20 protein-coding genes are annotated in these 21,132 nt (G+C 63.2%); 11 read left to right on the top strand and 9 right to left on the bottom strand.

The window, feature by feature from the left end; genetic code table 11:
• Positions 1–14 precede the first annotated feature (14 nt).
• Positions 15–2,258 (bottom strand): LPS-assembly protein LptD, encoded by a 2,244-nt coding sequence (locus ACP7DW_RS00505; protein WP_426053841.1) that lies wholly within the window; start codon positions 2,256–2,258, stop codon positions 15–17.
• 99 nt (positions 2,259–2,357) lie between these two features.
• Here ACP7DW_RS00505 and ACP7DW_RS00500 point away from each other — a divergent pair, with 99 nt between their 5' ends.
• The 5 genes from ACP7DW_RS00500 (at position 2,358) to ACP7DW_RS00480 (ending at position 7,757) form a co-directional block, all read left to right on the top strand.
• Positions 2,358–3,425, top strand: coding sequence for an aminoglycoside phosphotransferase family protein (locus tag ACP7DW_RS00500; RefSeq protein WP_426053842.1), 1,068 nt, complete (start codon positions 2,358–2,360; stop codon positions 3,423–3,425).
• A gap of 74 nt (positions 3,426–3,499) precedes the next feature.
• On the top strand, positions 3,500–4,219 hold the full coding sequence (murU, locus tag ACP7DW_RS00495; protein WP_426053843.1) for an N-acetylmuramate alpha-1-phosphate uridylyltransferase MurU: 720 nt from the start codon (positions 3,500–3,502) through the stop codon (positions 4,217–4,219).
• Positions 4,219–5,541, top strand: coding sequence for a Xaa-Pro aminopeptidase (pepP, locus tag ACP7DW_RS00490; RefSeq protein WP_426053926.1), 1,323 nt, complete (start codon positions 4,219–4,221; stop codon positions 5,539–5,541). Before murU ends, pepP begins: the two co-directional genes overlap by 1 nt.
• Positions 5,542–5,550: 9 nt before the next feature.
• Positions 5,551–6,693 carry a UbiH/UbiF/VisC/COQ6 family ubiquinone biosynthesis hydroxylase gene (locus ACP7DW_RS00485; RefSeq protein ID WP_426053844.1) on the top strand — a complete coding sequence of 381 codons (1,143 nt, stop codon included), beginning with the start codon at positions 5,551–5,553 and terminating at the stop codon, positions 6,691–6,693.
• Positions 6,694–6,803: 110 nt separating this feature from the next.
• Positions 6,804–7,757, top strand: a complete 954-nt coding sequence (locus ACP7DW_RS00480; protein ID WP_426053845.1) for a GGDEF domain-containing protein — start codon at positions 6,804–6,806, stop codon at positions 7,755–7,757.
• A gap of 45 nt (positions 7,758–7,802) precedes the next feature.
• On the opposite strand, the gene ACP7DW_RS00475 is transcribed toward ACP7DW_RS00480, so the two are convergent.
• Genes ACP7DW_RS00475 through ACP7DW_RS00465 form a run of 3 tightly spaced genes read right to left on the bottom strand, consistent with a single transcriptional unit; the run spans position 7,803 to position 10,731 of the window.
• A complete protein-coding gene (locus ACP7DW_RS00475) occupies positions 7,803–9,257 on the bottom strand; it encodes an NAD(P)(+) transhydrogenase (Re/Si-specific) subunit beta (RefSeq protein WP_099761898.1) in 1,455 nt (484 codons plus the stop codon).
• Between the two features lie 8 nt (positions 9,258–9,265).
• Positions 9,266–9,580: an NAD(P) transhydrogenase subunit alpha gene (locus tag ACP7DW_RS00470; RefSeq protein WP_035822749.1), complete on the bottom strand. Its 315-nt coding sequence runs from the start codon at positions 9,578–9,580 to the stop codon at positions 9,266–9,268.
• A gap of 38 nt (positions 9,581–9,618) precedes the next feature.
• Positions 9,619–10,731 (bottom strand): Re/Si-specific NAD(P)(+) transhydrogenase subunit alpha, encoded by a 1,113-nt coding sequence (locus ACP7DW_RS00465; RefSeq protein ID WP_426053846.1) that lies wholly within the window; start codon positions 10,729–10,731, stop codon positions 9,619–9,621.
• Positions 10,732–11,142: 411 nt separating this feature from the next.
• Here ACP7DW_RS00465 and ACP7DW_RS00460 point away from each other — a divergent pair, with 411 nt between their 5' ends.
• Positions 11,143–11,622 carry an NUDIX hydrolase gene (locus ACP7DW_RS00460; protein WP_010401817.1) on the top strand — a complete coding sequence of 160 codons (480 nt, stop codon included), beginning with the start codon at positions 11,143–11,145 and terminating at the stop codon, positions 11,620–11,622.
• A gap of 29 nt (positions 11,623–11,651) precedes the next feature.
• Complete coding sequence (mnmA, locus tag ACP7DW_RS00455) at positions 11,652–12,767, top strand: tRNA 2-thiouridine(34) synthase MnmA (protein ID WP_426053847.1); 1,116 nt, start codon at positions 11,652–11,654, stop codon at positions 12,765–12,767.
• A gap of 164 nt (positions 12,768–12,931) precedes the next feature.
• Here mnmA and ACP7DW_RS00450 read toward each other — a convergent pair whose 3' ends face one another.
• The 3 genes from ACP7DW_RS00450 to ACP7DW_RS00440 form a co-directional block, all read right to left on the bottom strand.
• Complete coding sequence (locus ACP7DW_RS00450) at positions 12,932–13,339, bottom strand: response regulator (protein ID WP_426053927.1); 408 nt, start codon at positions 13,337–13,339, stop codon at positions 12,932–12,934.
• A 38-nt stretch (positions 13,340–13,377) separates the two neighbouring features.
• Positions 13,378–14,151, bottom strand: a complete 774-nt coding sequence (locus tag ACP7DW_RS00445; protein WP_071075219.1) for a 5'-3' exonuclease — start codon at positions 14,149–14,151, stop codon at positions 13,378–13,380.
• 71 nt (positions 14,152–14,222) lie between these two features.
• Positions 14,223–14,894 (bottom strand): glutathione S-transferase, encoded by a 672-nt coding sequence (locus tag ACP7DW_RS00440; protein ID WP_426053848.1) that lies wholly within the window; start codon positions 14,892–14,894, stop codon positions 14,223–14,225.
• 165 nt (positions 14,895–15,059) lie between these two features.
• Here ACP7DW_RS00440 and ACP7DW_RS00435 point away from each other — a divergent pair, with 165 nt between their 5' ends.
• From ACP7DW_RS00435 to nagZ, 4 genes are all read left to right on the top strand, one after another.
• Positions 15,060–16,112: a YjgN family protein gene (locus ACP7DW_RS00435; RefSeq protein WP_426053849.1), complete on the top strand. Its 1,053-nt coding sequence runs from the start codon at positions 15,060–15,062 to the stop codon at positions 16,110–16,112.
• A 2-nt stretch (positions 16,113–16,114) separates the two neighbouring features.
• Complete coding sequence (locus tag ACP7DW_RS00430; RefSeq protein WP_426053850.1) at positions 16,115–17,125, top strand: M48 family metallopeptidase; 1,011 nt, start codon at positions 16,115–16,117, stop codon at positions 17,123–17,125.
• Between the two features lie 103 nt (positions 17,126–17,228).
• Positions 17,229–18,839, top strand: coding sequence for an FMN-binding glutamate synthase family protein (locus ACP7DW_RS00425; protein WP_426053851.1), 1,611 nt, complete (start codon positions 17,229–17,231; stop codon positions 18,837–18,839).
• 181 nt (positions 18,840–19,020) lie between these two features.
• Positions 19,021–20,562, top strand: coding sequence for a beta-N-acetylhexosaminidase (gene nagZ, locus ACP7DW_RS00420; protein ID WP_426053852.1), 1,542 nt, complete (start codon positions 19,021–19,023; stop codon positions 20,560–20,562).
• 45 nt (positions 20,563–20,607) lie between these two features.
• Here the strand turns inward: nagZ and ACP7DW_RS00415 are convergent, their stop codons facing one another.
• Positions 20,608–20,778: a hypothetical protein gene (locus ACP7DW_RS00415; protein WP_426053853.1), complete on the bottom strand. Its 171-nt coding sequence runs from the start codon at positions 20,776–20,778 to the stop codon at positions 20,608–20,610.
• Positions 20,779–20,842: 64 nt separating this feature from the next.
• A complete protein-coding gene (locus ACP7DW_RS00410; protein WP_426053854.1) occupies positions 20,843–21,124 on the bottom strand; it encodes a DUF6587 family protein in 282 nt (93 codons plus the stop codon).
• Positions 21,125–21,132 lie beyond the last annotated feature (8 nt).

Below are 21,132 nucleotides of genomic sequence, written 5' to 3'. Positions count from 1 at the left end.
CAACAGGGCCTATCTTAACGGAGTGGCTGGCTCAGTGTCTGGTAACCGGGGATGGTTTTTGTAAAAGTTTCCAATCCATTTGCGCCCAGACCCAGGCCATTCGACAAGCCCGTCAATTCCAGCTGGAAGAAGATCGGCGTCGAGACAGTCTTGGCCGTCGTCACGAAACGTTGCGCGCCCATGCGGAACACCCAGCAGTCGCCCTTGTACTCCAGGCCGACCAGGCTTTCCAGCATGATGCGATCCTTCACGGAGTAACTGATGCGGCCCACGCCATACAGGCGGTCCGTCAACGGCCATTGGGTCGACACTTCAACATTGCGCCAACCAGTATCTCCACGCTGGAAACGACTGCCAAAATTCAATACTTTCTTGGCACCGGGCTGATATTGCAAGGTGTAGTTGTAGCTGACCAGTTGGCGGTCGCTGGGATTGTACTGCACCAGGCTGTCTGCGGTCCAAGTCTCGGACACGCGGCCCGTTGCCGCCAGCAGGATATCCGAACGCGACTGGTTGACAGGCGTGGTCGAATTGAGCTGCACGCGTTGGTCGGCAAAGTAGAAACGCTGGCCGAACGTCAGGCGCATGCGTTCCGTGCCATCGGACTGCAGGAAACGCGATACCAGGGCGGCCGTGACCTGGTTGGCATCGCCGATGCGGTCGCTGCCAACAAAACGGTTTTCCGTGAAGATCTGCGTCAGGTTGAAGGTGCCGGCGGCCGTATCGAAATTCGGAAACTTCGACTGGTCGCGGTACGGCGTGTAGACGTAGAACAGGCGCGGCTCCAGGGTTTGCGTGCCGCCCTTGGCGCCAAACAGATTCGTGTCGCGTTCAAACACCAGGCCGCTGTCGACCGAGAAGGTGGGCACGGCGCGCGTAAACGACGTATCCGCAAACTTCGCCTTGGTCCTGGCATCGTTATCGAGCTGATACGCGCTGGCATTGAGCATCAGCTTGGGCGTGACGAAGTAGCCAGGGCGCACGATAGGGAAACTCACCTGCGGCACGGCCACGAGGCGCGACCCTTGCACCTCGGTCGGGTGGGCGAAGCGCGTCGCTTCCGCGTCGAAGGTCCAGTCGAAGCCGCCCCAGACGTCGTATTTACCAGCGTGGAAGTTCACCGCTGGCAAGCGGTCATACGGGCGTGGCACGACCACTTTGGGATCGGGATCCTGCAGCACCTGGTAATTCTGCACGCGCGCCGTCAGGCTCCAGTCCTCGGTGCGGTAATCGGTGCGCAATTCGCGCAGCAACTGGCGCTCGGTGGCGGTGGCGACGGTTTTCGAAAAATCGTTCGGGTAATTATTGTCCGATGCGTCGCGCAGATCCCAGCTGTAACTCCAGCCCTTGGCCAGCGCCTGCTCGTGCTTGGACTTGATCATGTAGCGGTTGGTCTTGGTCTGCTTGTCGTTAGGCAAGAACTCAAACGACGTTTCGCCCTGGTACAGGCCGGCATCCGTCTCGCCCATGTAGCGGCCCGTCGCACCGAGCTGAATGCCGCGCCGCTGTATGTAGCGAGGGAACAGCGTCAGGTCGCGGTTCGGCGCGATGTTGACGTAATACGGCATCAGCAGCTCGAAACCGTTCTTCGAGGCAAAGCCCGGCGTGGGCGCCAGCCAGCCCGAGCGGCGCGCCCCCGACAGCGAAAACGAGATGCCCGGCGTGCCCAGAATCGGCACGTCCTTGAAATAGATGATGGTCTTGCTGCCGGTGCCCACGTCGCGGCCCGTATCGAGGTTCAAGGTGCTCGATTTCAGGTACCAGTCCGGATTCGGCCCTTCGCAGGTACTGTACGTACCTTCGATGACTGTGGCTTCGTCGGGGTTGATGAAGTCGACGCGCTCGGCCTTGCCCTGGCCGCCGCCCACTTCGAAGCGGTACGTCGGGTTGAGCAGGAAACCCTTGCCGGTCTCCATGTTCAGCTTCAGGACGTCACCCGTGTAGTAATCGCCGAAACGCCACATCTTGATATGGCCCTCGGCATCGAACTGATCTTCAACTTGTTTGTAACAAGCTGTATCGGCCGTCATTTTTGTGGTTTTTCCGCGCTCAATCACGACATTTTTATCGAGATTGATCTCCCTTTCGGGTCGTCCGTTCATGCTGTTCGCCGTCATGACGGTGGGCGCGTCGGGATCTTCCACATGAACCGGACGCGGTGCTTTCTGGGCGTGAACAGGCACCGTCGTGGCGGCGACGAGCGCGCTGATGGCGAAAGCCCAGCGCTGCGAAGGGGGGGAGGCCGAAAACCAGCTCATGAATTGGAAGGGGCAAGCACCATTGAGAGGCGATTTTTTGATTTGAATCCCTTATTATATGGGAATCTGCATCATCAACCCGATTCCACAGGCCGCTTAATGTCATTCTCTTCCAATTCCTCCACCGCGCCGGCCCAGGCCGACGCTCGCCTGACCCTGTTGAAAGCCTGGTTGACCTCGCTTAACCTCGTCGCGCCCGATTCCGCCCGCCCCGCTTCCAGCGATGCCAGCTTCCGCCGCTACTACCGTCTCGATATGCTGCCAGGCAATACAACATTGCCAGGAAATACACTGATTGCCATGGATGCGCCGCCCGAGCGCGAAAACGTGCCCGCCTTTGTCAAGGTGGCCGGCTTGCTGAAAGGTGCCGGCGTGTCCGTGCCCGAGATCATCGCGCAAGACCTGGACAACGGCTTCCTGCTGCTCTCCGACCTGGGCACGACCACCTACCTCGACGCATTGAACCACGACAATGCCAGCGTGCTGTATGCCGAAGCACTGGAATCGTTGATGAAAATCCAGCTGGCCAGCCAACCGGACGTCTTGCCCGAGTTCGACCGTGCCTTCATCCTGCGCGAAATGCATCTGTTCCCGGAATGGTTCATCGGCAAGCATCTGGGCGCCACCTTGACGGATGTGCAACAAGCCCAGCTGGACAAGGTCTTCGAAGCCATCGCCGCAAATATTTTGTCGCAACAACAAGTATTCATGCACCGCGACTACCATTCGCGCAATTTGATGCACATCAACGATGGTTCGATCCCGAATCCCGGCATCCTCGATTTCCAGGACGCCGTTTTCGGTCCCGTCACCTATGACATCGCCTCGCTGCTGCGCGACGCCTACATCCAGTGGGATGAAGAACTGGTGCTCGACTGGGTGATCCGCTACTGGCAGCGCGCCAAGCAACTGGGCTTGCCAGTCAATCCCGACATCGACGCCTTCTACCGCGATTTCGAATTCACGGCCCTGCAGCGCCACCTGAAAATCCTCGGCCTGTTCGCGCGCCTGAATTACCGCGATGGCAAGGATCTGTACATGGGCGACCTGCCAACCGTGCTCGACTACGTGCGCAAGACCGCCAACCGCTACACGGAACTCAAGCCGCTGGTGCGTTTGCTCGATGCATTGGAAAACAAGGTCCCGCAAGTCGGCTACACGTTTTAATCAGCGCACCTGATCCGTCCGCTGTGGGGCCCCGGCACCACCTTTCACTTATTGCACAGAAAACGAGTTCCACCATGAAAGCCATGATCTTTGCCGCAGGCCGCGGTGAACGGATGCGTCCGCTTACCGATACCTGTCCCAAACCGCTGCTGAAAGTGCGCGGCCGCCCGCTGATCGTCTGGCATGTGCTGAACCTGGTGCGCGCCGGCATCACGGACATCGTCATCAACCATTCCCACCTGGGCCACCTGATCGAGGAAACCCTGGGCGACGGCAGCGCGTATGGCGCGCGCATCGCGTATTCGCCCGAGACCACGCCGCTGGAAACGGCGGGCGGCATCGCGCAGGCGCGCCACTTGCTGGGCGAGGAACCGTTTCTCGCCATTTCCGGCGACATCTATTGCCCCTACTTTGACTTCAAGCAAGTACTCGACGTGCTGGCCGACAAGGATGTGCTGGGCACGCCGTACCCGGCCGACCAGCGCGACATCGCCTGGACGTACCTGGTGCCCAATCCCGACTTCCATCCGAATGGCGACTTCGGCCTGACCTTGTTCGCGATCAACAATACGGACGACACCAAGTGGACCTTCGCCAATATCGGCGTGTACCGTCCCGAGATGTTCGACGGCATCACGCCGGGCAGCCACGCCAGACTGGGCGACCTGCTGCGCAGCTACGCGGACCAGGGCCGCGTGGGCGGCGAAGTCTATCCGGGTGAATGGACGAATGTGGGCACGCCGGCTCAGCTCGACGCCCTCAACGGCGTCACGGCCAAGGCCAGCGCAACATGATGGCCAATTACGCGGCGCGGCGCGCGGCGCTGCTGGCGCAGATGCTGCCGGGTAGCGTGGCCATCCTCGCCACGGCGCCGGAAGTGCCGCGCAACAGCGATTGCGATTATCCGTATCGCCACGACAGCTATTTTTACTACCTCAGCGGTTTCACGGAACCCGACAGCGCCGTGGCGCTGGTGGCCGCCAGCGCCACGGCGCCGGCGCGCGCCATCCTGTTTTGCCGCGCCAAGAACACCGAGCGCGAAATCTGGGACGGCTTCCGGCATGGCCCCGAGGCGGCGCGCGCCAGCTTCGGTTTTGACAGCGCCTTCCCCATCGAGGAACTCGACGTGGAGATGACGCGCCTGCTGGCCGACGCTCCTGCCATTTACTATGCGCTGGGCGGCAGCCTCGATGCGCAGGTCAAGCTCTGGCGGCACAACGTACGGCAAAAGGCCCGCAGCGGCGTCACGGCGCCCGCCATCGCGCATGACATCAATGACATGCTCGACGCCATGCGCCTGCTGAAAGACACGGAAGAACAAAACCTGATGCGCCGCGCGGCCGCCATTTCCAGCGCGGCCCATGTGCGCGCCATGCGCGCCACGCGGCCCGGCATGCATGAATACGCGCTGGAAGCGGAGCTGCTGTACGAATTTCGCCGCAGCGGCGCGCAGTTTCCCGCGTATTCCTCCATCGTCGCCAGCGGCGGCAACGCCTGCATCCTGCATTACAGCGCCAACAACGCGGTATTACAGGACGGCGAACTGGTGCTGATTGACGCCGGCTGCGAACTCGATGGCTACGCCTCCGACATCACGCGCACGTATCCTGTCAACGGCCGCTTCAGCGGCCCGCAGCGGGTGCTGTATGAACTGGTGCTGGCCGCGCAGCAGGCAGCGCTGGACATGCTGCGCCCCGGCTTGCCGCACAGCGCCATCCACGAAGCGGCCGTGCAGGTGCTGGCGCAAGGCATGCTGGACCTGGGTTTGCTGGATCGGCAGAAAAGCGGCAGCGTGCAGGACGTCGTCGCCGACAAGGCCTATATGCCCTTCTACATGCACGGCACCAGCCACTGGCTGGGCATGGACGTGCACGACGTGGGCGCCTACCGCGACACGGGCGCGCCCGGCAAGCCGTGGCGCGCTTTGGCACCGGGCATGGTGCTGACGGTGGAACCGGGCATCTATGTGCGCCCCGGCGCGGGCGTGCCGGAGCAGTTCTGGCATACCGGCATCCGCATCGAAGACGATGTGCTGGTCACGCCGCAAGGCCATGAAGTCTTCAGCACGGCGCCCAAGAGCGTCGCTGAAATCGAACAACTGATGTCACAGGATTAACGCCGCCGCATGCATACACCGTCCACTTTCGATCTCGCCATCTGCGGCGCCGGCCCCGTCGGCATGGCGCTGGCCGCCCTGCTGGTGCAGCGGGGCAGCCGCGCCGCCGGCATCGCCCTGCTCGACGCCAAGTCGCTCGAACAAGCCAGGCGCGACCCGCGCACCATCGCCCTGTCGCACGGCAGCCGCCAGATTCTCGAGGAAGCGGGCGCCTGGCCCGTGGCAGCGACCCCGATTCATCAGATTCACGTTTCGCGCCGCGGCCAGTTCGGGCGCAGCCTGATGGACCGCAGCGAGCATGGCGTCGAGGCGCTCGGTTATGTGGCCCGTTACGGCGCCGTCGTCAGCGCGCTGGCCGACGTGTGCGAGCGCCTGGGCGTGGCCAGCCTGCGCCCGGCGCTGGTGACGGGCAGCGGCGAGGACGGCGATGGCGTGTCCGTGCAAATCGACCAGGCGGGCGCCGCATCGAGCTTGCGCGCCAGCCTGCTGGTGCAGGCCGAGGGCGGCCTGTTCGGCCAGCAGCCGGAGCGCGCCGTCAGCCGCGATTATGGCCAAAGCGCCATCATCGCTCATGTGCGTAGCAGCGCTCCCATCGCCCACCGCGCCTATGAACGTTTCACCGACGAAGGCCCGCTGGCCCTGCTGCCGCAGGACGACGGCTACGCGCTGGTATGGTGCGTGCCGCCGACGCGCGCCGAACAATTGCTGGCTCTGGACGACGCGGCCTTCCTGGCGCGCCTGGGCGCCGCCTTCGGCAGCCGCCTGGGACGCTTTACCCAGACGACGGCGCGCCTGGCCTATCCGCTGGGCCTGAACGCGCAGGCGGGCGGCACGGCGCGCACGGTCGCCATCGGCAATGCCGCGCAAACCCTGCACCCGGTGGCAGGGCAAGGCCTGAACCTGGGCTTGCGCGATGCCGCCGTGCTGGCCCGCGTACTGGCGCAGGACAGCAGCCCGGCCGGGCTGGAACGCTACGCCAGCCTGCGCCAGGCTGACCGGGGGCTGACCGTGCGCGTCACCGACACCATGGCGCGCATCTTCACGGGCAGCGCGCCCACGCAAGGCTTGCTGGGACTGTCGCTGGGCTTGCTGGACGCCTTCCCGCCGGCGCGCAAAAGTCTGGCCCAGCTGATGATGTACGGCCGCCGCTGAACCGCTACCATCCTGCAACGGGCGAAAAAGAAACAGCGAGCATCTCCGGCATGGAGTAAACCGCCTGCGGATGCGACAATGACTGTCACCTGGCTTTCGGCGACCGTTCCATGACAGATGCTTTGCCCGCAGCACCGCCTGCCGCTCTTCCCGAAGTACTTTTTTTCCGTCTGCTGGAAGATGCCCTCGACGCCGTCATCATCATCGACGAGCAATGCCGCATCCGCTATATCAATGGCGCCATGCAGGCGCTGTCGGGCTATGCCAGCGGAGAATTGCTGGGCCAGACCCTGAACGGCCTGCTGCCCGACGCCGTCGGCGCGCAGCACGACAACCTCGTGCTCAACTACATCCGCAGCTCACGCAGCTCCAGCGTGCTGGGCAAGATACGCGAATTTGCCATTCGCCACCGCGACGCGCAAATGATCCCCATCGAAATGAAGGCGCTGGACCTGGGCGTGGTCGACGGCGTGCGCTATTTCGGCGCCTTCTTGCTCGATGTGCGCGAACGGCGCGAACTGGCGGAAAAAAACGCCAGCCTGCTGGCGCAACTGGAACAGCAGGCGCTGTACGATGCGCTGACGTCGCTGCCCAACCGGCGCGCCTATGAAGCGCAGGCCGAGCAGGCGATGGCGCGCGCGGCGCGCAGCGGCGCCGCCCTGAGCGTGGGCGTGGCCGACCTCGACCACTTTAAAAAGATCAACGACCGCTACGGCCATGCCGTGGGCGACGCCGTGCTGCGCACGGTGGCGCAGGCGCTGCGCGACACGGGACGCATCACCGACGTGGCGGCGCGCCTCGGTGGCGAGGAATTCGGCCTGCTCTTCCCCGACGCCAGCGTGCAGCAGGCCTACCAGGTGGCGGAACGCATCCGCGCAGCCGTGGCGGCGGCGGTCACCGTGCTGCCCGACGGCAGCCCCTTGCACGTCACCATCAGCATCGGCGTGGCGTCGCTGGTGCAAGGCGCCAGCCTGGACGCGGCCATATCGGATGCCGACAAGGCCCTGTACGCGGCCAAGCATCAGGGTCGCAATAAAGTCGTCGCGGCAGCGGCCGGCCAATAAAAACGGCCCGCGCAAGGCGGGCCGTCCGGTCGCCGCAAGCGGCATTTATTCGATCGCTTTCAGCATATCCTCGATCACCTTCTTGGCGTCGCCAAACACCATCATCGTGTTCGGCTGGTAGAACAATTCATTGTCCAGGCCCGCATAGCCGGAAGCCATCGAGCGCTTGTTGACGATGATGCTCTTGGCCTTGTAGGCTTCCAGGATCGGCATGCCGGCGATCGGCGATGTCGGATCTTTCGCCGCCGGGTTGACCACGTCGTTCGCGCCCAGCACCAGCACCACGTCCGTCTGGCCGAATTCGCCGTTGATGTCTTCCATCTCGAAGACCTGGTCATATGGTACTTCCGCCTCGGCCAGCAGCACGTTCATGTGGCCCGGCATGCGCCCTGCCACCGGGTGGATCGCATACTTGACGGTGATGCCCTTGTGCGTGAGCTTTTCCACCAGTTCCTTGAGCGAGTGCTGCGCGCGCGCCACGGCCAGGCCGTAACCGGGCACGATGATGACGGTTTCCGCATTGCTCATGATGAAGGCGGCGTCGTCGGCCGAACCCGATTTCACGGGACGCTGTTCCTGCGCGCCGGCCACGCCTGCCGCCGGCGCAGCGCCGCCGAAGCCACCGAGGATGACGTTGAAAAACGAGCGGTTCATGGCCTTGCACATGATGTACGACAGGATCGCGCCGGAAGAACCGACCAAGGACCCCGCGATGATCAGCATCGAGTTATTCAGCGAAAAACCGATGCCGGCCGCGGCCCAGCCGGAGTAACTGTTGAGCATGGAAACCACCACCGGCATATCGGCGCCGCCGATGGGAATGATGATCAGCACGCCCAGCGCAAAGGCGATGAGGGTCATGATGACGAATGGCGTCCAGGCTGGCTCCACCGCGTCGGCGAAACAGAACGCCAGGCCCAGGCCGACCATCACCAGCGCCAGCACCAGGTTGAGCATGTGCTGGCCCTTGAAGCTGACGGGTGCGCCCTGGAACAGGCGGAACTTGTATTTGCCCGACAGCTTGCCGAAGGCGATCACCGAACCGGAGAACGTGATGGCGCCGACAAAGGTACCGATGAACAGCTCGAAACGGTTACCGATAGGCAGCGCCTGGCCTTGCTGGGCGATGTTGAAGGCCCACGGCTCGGACACGGCCGCCACGGCGATGCAGACGGCCGCCAGGCCGATCAGCGAGTGCATGGCCGCCACCAGTTCCGGCATCTTCGTCATTTCCACGGTTTTTGCCAGGTAGGCGCCGATGGCGCCGCCCGTGACGATGCCGATGATGACGAGGGTCAGGCCCATGCCGCCCGTTTGCTGCTCCTTCAGTTTCAGGATCAGCGCCACGGTCGTGACGGCCGCAATGGCCATGCCGCTCATGCCGAAGGCATTGCCGCGGCGCGCCGTCGAGGGCGACGACAGCCCTTTCAAGGCCTGGATGAAGCACACCGAGGCGATCAGGTACATCATCGTCACCAGATTCATGGTGACGAAGCTCATGGCGTGACTCATTCTTTTGCTCCTTGCTTGGCCTTCGGTTCTTTTTTACGGAACATCTCGAGCATGCGCTGCGTGACGAGGAAGCCGCCAAACACGTTGACGGCGGCCAGCGCCACGGCCAGGGTGCCGGCCGCCTGCGCCAGCGGGCCTTGCGTCAGGCCGGCCGCCAGCATGGCGCCGACGATGATGATGGCGGAAATGGCATTGGTGACGGCCATCAGCGGCGTATGCAGCGCTGGCGTGACGGTCCAGACGACGTGGTAGCCGACATAGATGGCCAGCACGAAGATGATCAGGTTGGTGATGGTGTGACTGATTTCCATGATGTAGTTCTCTCCCTGTGCCGCATTATTTTCGTAACTTATTTACGCAAGATCGCGCTGTCCGCACAAACCAGGCTGGCCTTGATGATTTCATCCTCGCGGTCGATCAGCAATTGATCGTCCTTGTCGATGATGAGTTTTAAGAAGTCCAGCACGTTGCGCGCATACAGGGCCGAGGCATCGGCCGCCACCAGGGTCGCCAGGTTCGGCTCGCCCACGATGTAGACACCGTGCTTGATGACCGTCTTGCCCAGTTCTGACAGGGGGCAGTTGCCGCCCTGCTCGACGGCCAGGTCGACGATGACGGAGCCGGGCTTCATGGCCTTCACCGTTTCTTCGGAGATCAGCACGGGCGCGGCGCGGCCGGGGATCAATGCCGTGGTGATGATGATGTCGGCCAGTTTCGCCCGTTCATGCACCAGTTCGGCCTGGCGGCGCATCCAGTCGGCCGGCATGGCGCGCGCATAGCCGCCCGAGCCCTTGGCGATTTCCTTTTCTTCGTCCGTGAGGAAAGGCACGTCGAGGAATTTCGCGCCCAGCGACTCCACTTGTTCCTTGACGGGCGGGCGCACGTCGGACGCCTCGATGACGGCGCCCAGGCGCTTGGCCGTGGCGATCGCCTGCAAGCCGGCCACGCCCACGCCCATGATCAGCACGCGGGCCGCCTTGACGGTGCCGGCCGCCGTCATCAGCATGGGCATGAAGCGCTGGTAGGTATTGGCCGCCACCAGCACCGCCTTGTAGCCGGCGATATTCGCCTGCGACGACAGCACGTCCATCGACTGCGCGCGCGTGATGCGCGGCACGGCTTCCAGCGCGAAGGCGGACAGGCCGGCCGTGGCCATGGCGGCGATATTGTCGGCGTCAAACGGGTTCAACATGCCGATCAGCACCGTGCCGCTGGCCATCAGGGCCCGTTCCCCGGCGTCCGGTGCGCGCACCTTGAGCACGATGGCGCAGCCATAGGCCTCCTGGGCGGTGCCGATCTGCGCGCCGACGGCGGCATACGCCTCGTCGGGAATCGACGCTTGCAAGCCCGCTCCCGCCTGCACGATGATCTGATGCTTGGCTGCCAGCTTCTTGACTGTCTCGGGCGTGGCTGCCACCCGCGTTTCACCAGGCCGTGTTTCGGCCGGTATGCCTATCCTCATGATGCCTCCGCTAATTGATAAACTGACTAGAATCTAACACGGAAAGCAGCGCGTTAAACGTTTGTGAACCAGCAACTTCTAGTTGTACGACACTAATTTCATCAGCATCCCCCGATTCGTTTCACCATGCGGCGCGGCGACCATATTGTGGAAATGTGTGTCAATCTCACCACAGTCGAGCTTGCGTGCGCGCTTGTTTTGACCACAGGGAAAGCCTATATTAGCGGGCGTTTCCTGCCATCTTGCCGACTAAGCCCCCATGCTAGTGCGCGCCCCGGGAAAGACGTAAGTACCTCCCACCGCTATTTGCTAAAACGTTGTCATTTATCAATATGTCCGCGCAACAGAAGGCCGGGTTCAAACCGCGCGCGCAGAACAAGATAAAATGTCGGCTCTTTCAAGGATGGAATCATGCCGAGAATCTGGAAACCCTCTGTCACCGTTGCCGCCATCGTCGAGCGCGACGGCCTGTTTTTACTGATTGAAGAAGAAACCAGCGAAGGCATCAAGCTCAACCAGCCGGCCGGTCATCTCGACCCGTTCGAGTCGCTGGAACAGGCGGTGATCCGCGAAACGCTGGAAGAAGCGGCCTACGATTTCATCCCCACGGCACTGGTCGGCATGTACATGTCGCGCTATCAGTCATTGCGCACGGGCGAGGACGTGACCTATTTGCGCTTCACCTTTTGCGGCACGGCCGGCGCCGAGCATGACCGCCCGCTGGACGAAGGCATCATCCGCACCTTGTGGATGACGCGCGACGAGCTGGCGGCATGCCAGGAGCGCCACCGCAGCCCTCTGGTGCTGCAGTGCGTGGACGAATACCTGGCTGGCCGGCGCGCGCCGCTGGCCCTGCTGCACACGCATGCGTCCGTTTTTAATAGCGCATAGCAATCATTTAAAAGTAACTGGAAAGCAAGATGAGCAAGAAGAAAGTCGTTATCGGCATGTCCGGCGGGGTCGATTCCTCGGTCGCGGCATGGATGCTGAAGGAACAAGGCTATGAAGTCATCGGCCTGTTCATGAAAAACTGGGAAGATGACGACGATTCGGAATACTGCTCCACGCGCCAGGACTGGATCGACGCGGCCAGCGTGGCCGACGTCATCGGCGTCGATATCGAAGCCGTCAATTTCGCCTCCGAATACAAGGACCGCGTGTTCGCCGATTTTTTACGCGAATACCAGGCCGGCCGCACGCCGAACCCGGACGTGCTGTGCAACGCCGAAATCAAGTTCAAGGCCTTCCTCGACCACGCCATGACCCTGGGTGCCGACCTGATCGCCACCGGCCACTACGCGCGCGTGCGCCAGGCGCCGACGGATGCTGGACGCTATGAACTGCTGAAAGCCGTCGACGCCAGCAAGGACCAAAGCTACTTCCTGCACCGGCTGAACCAGGCGCAGTTGTCAAAAACCCTGTTTCCGCTCGGAGAAATCCCGAAGACGCAAGTGCGCCAGATCGCCGAACAGCTGGCGCTGCCAAACGCGCAGAAGAAGGATTCGACGGGCATCTGTTTTATCGGCGAGCGCCCGTTCCGCGAATTTTTGAACCGCTACCTGTCCTACAAACCGGGCCCGATGAAAACGGCCGACGGCAAGACGGTGGGCGAACACGTGGGCCTGAGTTTTTATACGCTGGGCCAGCGCAAGGGCATCGGCATCGGCGGCGTGAAGTCGTACCAGAATGCCGACGGCAGCAGCGACGCCTGGTATGTGGCGCGCAAGGATATCGCCAACAACACCCTGTGGGTGGTGCAGGGCCATGACCATCCGTGGCTGCTGTCGCCCGCCTTGACGGCGGACCAGGCCAGCTGGGTCGCGGGCGTGGCGCCTCAGGCAGGCGCCCTGTCCGCCAAGACGCGCTACCGCCAGGCCGACGTGGCTTGCCAGCTGCTGCCGGAGGGAAATGAACACTTCAGCCTGGCGTTTGACCAGGCACAATGGGCAGTCACGCCGGGCCAGTCGGCCGTGCTGTACGACGGCGACGTGTGCCTGGGGGGCGGGATTATCGCCAGTTCAACCGGGGTGCTGTAATAATTGTATGCGTAAAGTTCAGTATCAACGCCTGAGAAAATCGTAGCGAGCGGCAGTGAGGCTCGGCGCCCCCGTTGGCCCGAGAAGCGCAGCTGTACTTTAGTACGGGGGCGCCGAGCCAGTGAGCATCGCCGGCCGCAAATCGCGACGCGCAGTAGATTTAATCAGGCGTCCTTCTGAGCAGCGGCCAGCGCCTGCTGCTGCTTGCGTACCATGGCAATGACCGTGTTGCGCACGGTTTTCAGGACCGTGTCGGCCATGAAGGGCTTGACGATGAAGCCCGACACGCCCATGGCATGCGCCGCCTGCAGCGAGGCGGCGTCGATGCCGCCCGAGACCATGAAAATGAGCGTCTTCGGGTACTCGGCGCGAATGGTTTGCACCACATTCGTCCCGTCTTCCACCTGCTCGCGCGCGATGCAGACGAAATGCGGGTGGTGCTTGACCAGCAGCGCCAGTCCCAGCGCGCTGGTATGCGTCTGCCCGCAGACATCGTAGCCGCCATCGGTCAGGACCGTGTTCAGCAGGCCGCGCGCCACGGCGCTGCTATCGATCAGGACTGTTTTTAACATCATGATTACTTCCCTTGCTTGATTGTTCTTGCCTGGCTCTATTTTTCCCACACGAGCTTGTTCCAGGTCACGCCCAACGTGACATCCGTTTTGAGCGCAACTAACTTTCTTGAAAGATACAGTATTTCCCGCTCTTTTCGCAGGCTTTCGCCCAGCGCACCGGGCAAAATCCCCGCGCCGGCCATCACGGCGTCGATATTGCCGTAACCGCGCAACAGTTTCGCGCCCGTTTTCAGGCCGATCTTCGACACACCGGGGATGCTGTCGGTGACGTCACCCATCAGCGCCAGCAAGTCGGGCAGCAGTTCCGGCGGCACGCCGAACTTTTTCTCGACCCAGGCGCGGTCGTGCCAGATGCCCTTGAAATGGTCCCACACCAGCGCGCCGTGGGCGATCAGGCCATGTAAATCCTTGTCGGTGGTGGCGATAACGGCCGCGCCGCGCCCCTCGTGCAGCCAGCGCATGACGGCCGTGCCGATCACGTCGTCGGCCTCGACCTCGGGAATGCTCACCACGTGCATGCCGAAGCTGGCCAGGGTGGCGTAAAAGCCGGGCAAGGCGTCGCGCAGCACCTGCGGCATGGGCTGGCGCCCCTCGCGGTAACCGGCATACAGGGCGTGGCGCCAGGTCGGGCCGCCAAAGTCGAAGGCCGGCAGGATGTGCGTCGGCTCGTGGTCGTTGATGAGCGTGCGGAACGACGACAGCGCGTGGCGCAGCGCGATCTCCGCCTTCAGGTCGGAATCGGGTTCAGGACTGGCTTCGTAGACGCGGCGTACGATATTCAAGCCGTCGATAGCGAGGAGTCTGGCCATGCGGTAAGTGGATACTGGTTGAATCGGCCATTTTACCGTATGGTTCCCCGCACATAGCCCTTGAATGCCCCTTATTTGGCGAAATCGTAGGGCCCGCCTTTTTCCAGCGCGCGCTGGTAGGCCGGCCGCGCGTGGATGCGCTGCAGGAACGCCGTCAGCTTCGGCAGGCGCTCGTCGAGTCCGCCGCGCATGGCGGCCGCTTCCAGCGGAAAGCTCATCTGGATGTCGGCCGCCGTGAATTCATTGCCGGCAAACCATTTGGTGTTCTCCAGTTCCGCTTCCATATAGGCCAGCTGGCTGTGGATATTCGGCAGGATGAAGCTGTTCTTGACCTTGCCGGCGATGCCGCGCGCGATCGGTTTGACGAAAAACGGCATGGGCGACGATTCGACCTTGTCGAACACCAGCTTCAGCAGCAGCGGCGGCATGGCCGAGCCTTCCGCGAAGTGCAGCCAGTAGGTCCAGCGCAGCTTCTCCGGCGTGCCTGCCGCCGGGATCAAACGGCCATTGCCGTAGCGCTCGACCAGGTAGTCGATGATGGCGCCCGATTCGGCGATGGTGTTGGCGCCATCCGTGATCACCGGCGACTTGCCCAGCGGATGGACGGCTTTCAGCGAAGCGGGTGCCAGCATGGTTTTCGGGTCGCGCTGGTAGCGCTTGATCTCATATTCCAGGCCCAGCTCCTCGAGCAGCCAGAGCACGCGCTGCGAGCGCGAATTGTTCAGATGGTGGACGACGATCATGGTGTTTCCCGTTAGGCGATGGTTGGGTTCCAGTATAGCCGGGACGGGAAAATCGCGGCGGCAGGGGCGGCACACCAAAAGAAATTGCCAAAAACAGCATTTTCAATTGATAACTTTTCAATCTTGCCTTATCTTGTTTTGTTTCCAATAAGTAAGGAAACCCCTGTGGATTTCGACACAAACAACACACCTCCCAGGCAAGAAGCCCTCACCTTCAGCGCCACCGGCAGCGAATACTTCCGTATCTGGATCGTCAACCTGCTGCTGAGCATCGTCACTCTGGGCATTTATTCCGCCTGGGCCAAGGTGCGCCGCAACCGCTATTTCTATTCCAGCACCCACCTGGCCGGCAGCAGCTTCGAATACCATGGCAATGCCGTGGCCATCCTGAAAGGCCGCATCGCGGCCGTGGTATTGATCGGCGGCTACAACATCGCCTTCCAGATCTCGCCCGTCGTCGGCCTGATCATGCTCGTTCTGATGATGGCCGTGCTGCCATGGCTGGTCTGGAAAAGCCTGCAATTCAAGCTGTACAACACCAGCTACCGCGGCATCCGCTTCGGCTTTGACGGCAGCGCCAGGGAAGCCTACAAATACTTCCTGTGGCTGCCCATCCTGAACACCTTCACGGCTGGCCTGATGACGCCGTTCCTGCACCAGCGCCTGAAGCGCTTCCAGCACACGCAGAGCCGCTTCGGCAGCAGTCATTTCAGCTTCGACGCCACGGTTGGCAGCTTCTACAAAACCTATTTGCTGTTCTTCGCCCTGCTGCTGGCCGGTTTCCTGGTGCTGATCTTTGTCGTCTTCGCCAGCGTCTTCGCCGCCTTCGCCACCAGTGCCAATGACGCCACCAAGGCCGGCAGCATCTTTGGCGCCGTGGCCGCCCTGTATGCGTGGGCGTTTATCGTGCTGCCGCTGTTCCTGACCATGATCCAGAACCTGATCTGGAACCACACGCGCTTGCAGCAGCACCAGTTCCAGTCGCAGCTGACCTGGGGCCGCACCACCTTCATCATGCTGACCAACCTGCTCGGTATCGTCGTCACCCTGGGCCTGTTTTCGCCATTCGCCCACGTGCGCTGGCTGAAGTACCGCCTGGAAGCGACGTCGATGCTGGTGCACGGCAGCCTGGACGCCTTTGTCGCCGCCACCGGAGAGCAGGTATCGGCCACGGGCGAAGGCATGGTCGACCTGCTGGACTTCGACCTGTCGATGTAAGCATGGATGCCAACACGCAAGAAAGCCACGCTCCCCTGGCTGGTCGCTATTTCGACGGCCAGACCTCGCGCCTGTACCACGTGACGCTGTCCGTGCGCGATGGCGTGGCCGTGCTGGCCGGCGATATCGAGCGCAGCTGCCCGCTGGGCGAGCTGCACGTATCCGAACGCAGCAGCCACGCCGTGCGCAAGGTCAGCTTTCCCGACGGCGCCTACCTGGAGATCGCCGACCAGGCGGCCTTCAACACCATGCTGCATGACACGGGCCACCGCGACGGCTGGGTGGTGCGGCTGCAGCAAAGCTGGCGCGGCGCCCTGCTGGCCACGGTCGCCACCGTGCTGGCCCTATGGCTCAGCTATCAATACCTGCTGCCCGTGGTGGCGAAGGGGGTCGCGTATGCGATTCCCCAGTCCGTCGAGCGGCAGCTGGGCCAGGGCGTGCTCGATTTCCTCGACAGCCACGTGTTTGAAGCGAGCAAACTCGACGGTGCGCGCCAGCAAGCCTTGCGCAGCCAGTTCGCGCGTCTGGCCACGCCTGGCGACAGCACGCCCGAGCACCGCATCGTGTTCCGCAAAAGCAAGATCGGTCCGAACGCGTTTGCCCTGCCTTCCGGCGACATCGTGCTGACCGATGAAATGGTGGCACTGATGCCGGACGACGCCGCCATCATGGGTGTGCTGGCGCATGAACTGGGCCATCTGCAGCAGCGCCACCTGACGCGGCGCCTGATCCAGACGTCGGCCGTGGGCGCCGGCGCGGCGCTGCTGTTTGGCGACGTGTCGACCGTGGTGGCGACCTTGCCGCCGCTGCTGCTGGACTTGAAGTATTCGCGCGATGTCGAGCGCGAGGCGGACGACTACGCGATCGCCATGCTGCGCCAGAACGGCATCGCGCTGGAACACCTGGCGCAAGTGTTTGTCGCCCTGGGCAAGCTGGACCAGGGCACGCCGTACTTGTCGAGCCATCCGGCCAGCACTGAACGCATCGCACGCATTCGAGCAGCACAGCGCTAAGCACCTCAAGCGGCGCCTCCGGGCGCCGCGTTCTTTCCCACCAGCACGTTGCGCAAATCGAAGGTAGACTCGGCAATATCAGTCTGACTTCACAGGAGTGCCCATGCATCTAGTACCATTTCGCTACCTGACCTTCATTGTGACGGCCGCCATCTTTGTCCTGTCCCTGTTTTACTACGATCATTACTGGCTGCCCGTGCTGGCCGGTGCCTTGACCCTGGTCGGCATCAGCGACCTGCTGCAGACCAGGCGCGCCCTGCGCCGCAACTACCCCATCCTCGCGCATTTCCGCTTCTTTTTTGAGAGCATCCGCCCCGAAATCCGCCAGTATTTCCTGGAAAGCGACAGCGAGGCGACGCCGTTTTCGCGCAGCCAGCGCAGCATCGTCTACCAGCGCGCCAAGGAGCAGACGGACAAGCGCCCGTTCGGCACCCAGCTCGACGTGTATGAGGCGGGCTATGAATGGATCAACCATTCCATCGCCCCCGCCAAGGTGACGGGCCACGACTTCCGCATCGAGATCGGCAACCACCCGGACTGCCCGCGCGCCAAGCCGTATTCGGCCAGCGTCTTCAATATCTCGGCGATGAGCTTTGGCGCCCTGTCGGCCAACGCCATCCTGGCCCTGAACGGCGGCGCGCGCAGCGGCGGCTTCATGCACGACACGGGCGAAGGCAGCATCAGCCCCTATCACCGCGAAAACGGCGGCGACCTGGTGTGGGAAATCGGCTCCGGCTATTTCGGCTGCCGCAACCAGGACGGCACGTTTTCGGAAGAGCGCTTCATCGCCAACGCCAGCTCGGAGCAGGTCAAAATGATCGAGCTGAAAATGTCGCAGGGCGCGAAACCCGGCCACGGCGGCGTGCTGCCCGGCCCGAAAGTCACCATCGAAATCGCCACCACGCGCGGCGTGATGGTGGGCGAGGATTGCGTCTCGCCGGCGGCGCACAGCGCCTTTTCCACGCCGCTGGAAATGCTGCACTTCATCGACCGCCTGCGCACCCTGTCGGGCGGCAAGCCGACGGGCTTCAAGCTGGCCATCGGCCATCCGTGGGAGTTTTTCGCCATCGTGAAAGCCATGCTGGAAACGGGCATCACGCCCGACTTCATCGTCGTCGACGGCAGCGAAGGCGGCACGGGCGCGGCACCGCTGGAATTTACGGACCATGTGGGCACGCCGCTGCAGGAAGCGCTGGTGCTGGTGCATAACACTCTGGTGGGCGCCAACCTGCGCGCGAAGATCAAGATCGGCTGCTCGGGCAAGATCATCACGGCCTTCGACATCGCCCGCCTGCTGGCGCTGGGCGCCGACTGGTGCAATTCGGCGCGCGGCTTCATGTTCGCGCTGGGCTGCATCCAGTCGCAAAGCTGCCACACGGACCGCTGCCCCACGGGCGTGGCCACGCAAGACCCGCAGCGCCAGCGCGCGCTGGTGGTGTCCGACAAGATCGCCCGCGTGGCGCACTTCCACCAGAACACCATGAAGGCGCTGGCAGAACTGATCGCCGCCGCCGGCCTGGCGCATCCGCAGGAACTGCGCCCGCACCACCTGGTGCGGCGTATCTCGCCGAACCAGGTGAAACTGGCCTCGGCCCTGCTGCCCTTCCTGGAAGCGGGCCAGTTGCTCGACCCGAGCCAGCTGCCGCAGTTGCCACCCGTGTTCGGCCTGTACTGGCCCAAGGCGCAATCGGCGTCGTTCCAGCGCCTCGATTGAGACGGCGTTTGCGCAAGTGGAGCAATACCACTTAATAACCACTTGCGCAAATATCCAAATCCAATACAATACCAAAACAAGTACAAAACGCAGGCAGCTTTTCCGGTGACCGCCACGATGCGCCACCACGGTGCCAGAATACGTATGTCGTCGTCACAATCAATACCGGAGGAGTTGCAGCATGGAGCAGGGTTTGCGCGAAAAAGTAGGACAGTTGTTCATGGTGGGCTTCGACGCCCTGCAGGCGGACGAGCATATCAAGACCTTGATACGCGAAAAGAAGGTGGGCGGCGTGATCCTGTTCCGCCGCAATGTGCACACGCCTGCGCAAGTGTCGGCGCTGTGCCGCGAACTGCAGGAAATCAATGCGGAAGTATCCGACATTCCACTGCTGATCTCCATCGATCAGGAAGGCGGCATGGTCATGCGCATCGAGCAGGGCGTGACGCCGATTCCCGCGGCGATGGCCTTCCAGGCGGCCGGCTCGGTGGAAGATTGCGAGCGCATGAACCAGATCAGCGGCGATGAAATGCGCCAGGTGGGCATCAACCTGCTGCTCGCGCCCGTGCTGGACGTGAACAACAACCGCAACAACCCCGTCATCGGCGTGCGCGCGTATGGCGAGGATGCCGCCACCGTCATCGATTACGGCATGGCCGCCATGCGCGGCCAGCGCGCCAGCGGCATGGCCGTCACGGCCAAGCACTTCCCCGGCCACGGCGACACGGCCATCGACACGCATTACGCTATGGCCCTGGTGCCGCACGACAAGGAACGCCTGCGCGCCGTGGAACTGGCGCCGTTCCGCGCGGCCATTGCCGGCGGCGTCGACGCCATCATGACGGCGCACGTGGTCTTCCCCGCCTTCGAAGCCGACACCAGCGTGCCGGCCACCCTGTCGAAAGGCGTGCTGACGGACCTGCTGCGCGGTGAAATGCAATACCAGGGCGTGGTCATTACCGACTGCCTGGAAATGGCGGCCATCGCCGACGGCATCGGCATCTCCCAGGGCGCCATCACCACCTTGCAGGCGGGCGCCGACATCGTCCTCATCTCGCACCGCGAAGCGCAGCAGACGGCGGCCATCGAGGCCGTCATCGCCGCCGTGGAGCGCGGCGATATTGCGCTCTCGCGCATCGACGCCGCTTGTGCGCGCGTGGCTGAACTCAAACGCAACCGCGCCGTGCGCGACTGGCGCAACCGCCCCGTCGCCCCGCCAGCGCTGATGCAGCCGGCTGCCATGGCCCTGTCGCAGCTGCTGCAAAAGGCCGCCTTGCGCGTGCAGGGCGAGTACCGCGCGCTCGACGCGAGCCTGCCCGTGACCCTGCTGACGGTGGAAGTGCGTTCGCGCAGCGAAATCGACGAAGTGGCGCTCGGGCGCAACAAGGAAGCGCGCAGCTCGATGCTGCCGGCGCTGCTCGAAGCGGGCCTGGACGTGCGCGAGTACGCCTTGTCGGCCGAAGCGCTGGACGACGAAGTCGACGAGGCCATCGCCTTTGCGCAAGGCGCGCAGCAGATCGTGCTGCAAACGTATAACGCCATGTTCGTCGACGGCCAGCGCCGCCTGGTCGAGGCCCTGCCGCAGGATAAACTGTGGCTGGTGGCGGGCCGTTTGCCGTATGACCTGGACCTGGCGCCCCACGCGCAAGGCCGCCTGGCCGCCTTCGGCTGCCGCCCGGCCGCGCTGGTGCCGGTGGTCGACAAGCTGGCCGGCAAGGCGTAGGCGTAGTACCGGCGTAAAAAAACCCGCTTCCGCGGGTTTTTTCGTTCAGGGCCGCGAAATCGGCGACACGGGCGGCAGGGCCGCCACCGCCAGCAAGGCGAACGGCCCGAGAAACAGGCCGATGCCGAACCAGATGCCGCCATTGCGCCCACGCCGGCTGGCCAGCAGCCAGGTGGCGATCGCAAACAAAAACATGAAGATCAACAGTATCGCCATTGCCACTCCTTGCCATGTGGAAAGCCCAGTGTAGCCCACGGGCGCGCCCGCGCCTAGACGTACATCAGATCTTGCGCTGTACCTGCATCAGGATCACGCGCTTGCTGCTGCCGTCGGCCGGCGGCGTGGCGGACGGCGGCGGCGGGCTGTCGCAGGAGCCGCAGGAACCGCAGCCGCTGCCGCAACCGGGCGCCACCTTGAAGAAGGTCGACAGCTTGGCCTCGTCGAGGCCGCAGCGCACCAGGCCACGCACGATGGCGCGGCGCACGCCCGCCGGCAGGTACTTGGTCGAGAAATGCAGCAGCGCGGCTGCGACAATCAGGGCGACGATGAGGGTTTGCCACATGGTTTTCT

It is taken from the genome of Janthinobacterium sp. PSRC1-1 (assembly GCF_049897525.1).
GTDB classification, from domain to species: Bacteria; Pseudomonadota; Gammaproteobacteria; order Burkholderiales; family Burkholderiaceae_D; genus Janthinobacterium; species Janthinobacterium tructae.
Note: the sequence above shows the minus strand (reverse complement) of the source record. Positions and strands in the feature narration are given on the sequence as shown.

Excerpts from the sequence above, each read along its gene's own strand:
- ACP7DW_RS00465 (WP_426053846.1), bottom strand. The coding sequence starts at position 10,731 with ATGAGGATAGGCATACCGGCCGAAACACGGCCTGGTGAAACGCGGGTG.
- mnmA (WP_426053847.1), top strand. The coding sequence starts at position 11,652 with ATGAGCAAGAAGAAAGTCGTTATCGGCATGTCCGGCGGGGTCGATTCC.
- ACP7DW_RS00470 (WP_035822749.1), bottom strand. The coding sequence starts at position 9,580 with ATGGAAATCAGTCACACCATCACCAACCTGATCATCTTCGTGCTGGCC.
- ACP7DW_RS00480 (WP_426053845.1), top strand. The coding sequence starts at position 6,804 with ATGACAGATGCTTTGCCCGCAGCACCGCCTGCCGCTCTTCCCGAAGTA.
- ACP7DW_RS00410 (WP_426053854.1), bottom strand. The coding sequence starts at position 21,124 with ATGTGGCAAACCCTCATCGTCGCCCTGATTGTCGCAGCCGCGCTGCTG.
- ACP7DW_RS00440 (WP_426053848.1), bottom strand. The coding sequence starts at position 14,894 with ATGATCGTCGTCCACCATCTGAACAATTCGCGCTCGCAGCGCGTGCTC.
- ACP7DW_RS00500 (WP_426053842.1), top strand. The coding sequence starts at position 2,358 with ATGTCATTCTCTTCCAATTCCTCCACCGCGCCGGCCCAGGCCGACGCT.
- ACP7DW_RS00450 (WP_426053927.1), bottom strand. The coding sequence starts at position 13,339 with ATGTTAAAAACAGTCCTGATCGATAGCAGCGCCGTGGCGCGCGGCCTG.
- murU (WP_426053843.1), top strand. The coding sequence starts at position 3,500 with ATGAAAGCCATGATCTTTGCCGCAGGCCGCGGTGAACGGATGCGTCCG.
- pepP (WP_426053926.1), top strand. The coding sequence starts at position 4,219 with ATGGCCAATTACGCGGCGCGGCGCGCGGCGCTGCTGGCGCAGATGCTG.
- ACP7DW_RS00460 (WP_010401817.1), top strand. The coding sequence starts at position 11,143 with ATGCCGAGAATCTGGAAACCCTCTGTCACCGTTGCCGCCATCGTCGAG.
- ACP7DW_RS00425 (WP_426053851.1), top strand. The coding sequence starts at position 17,229 with ATGCATCTAGTACCATTTCGCTACCTGACCTTCATTGTGACGGCCGCC.
- ACP7DW_RS00475 (WP_099761898.1), bottom strand. The coding sequence starts at position 9,257 with ATGAGCTTCGTCACCATGAATCTGGTGACGATGATGTACCTGATCGCC.
- nagZ (WP_426053852.1), top strand. The coding sequence starts at position 19,021 with ATGGAGCAGGGTTTGCGCGAAAAAGTAGGACAGTTGTTCATGGTGGGC.
- ACP7DW_RS00485 (WP_426053844.1), top strand. The coding sequence starts at position 5,551 with ATGCATACACCGTCCACTTTCGATCTCGCCATCTGCGGCGCCGGCCCC.
- ACP7DW_RS00445 (WP_071075219.1), bottom strand. The coding sequence starts at position 14,151 with ATGGCCAGACTCCTCGCTATCGACGGCTTGAATATCGTACGCCGCGTC.
- ACP7DW_RS00415 (WP_426053853.1), bottom strand. The coding sequence starts at position 20,778 with ATGGCGATACTGTTGATCTTCATGTTTTTGTTTGCGATCGCCACCTGG.
- ACP7DW_RS00505 (WP_426053841.1), bottom strand. The coding sequence starts at position 2,258 with ATGAGCTGGTTTTCGGCCTCCCCCCCTTCGCAGCGCTGGGCTTTCGCC.
- ACP7DW_RS00430 (WP_426053850.1), top strand. The coding sequence starts at position 16,115 with ATGGATGCCAACACGCAAGAAAGCCACGCTCCCCTGGCTGGTCGCTAT.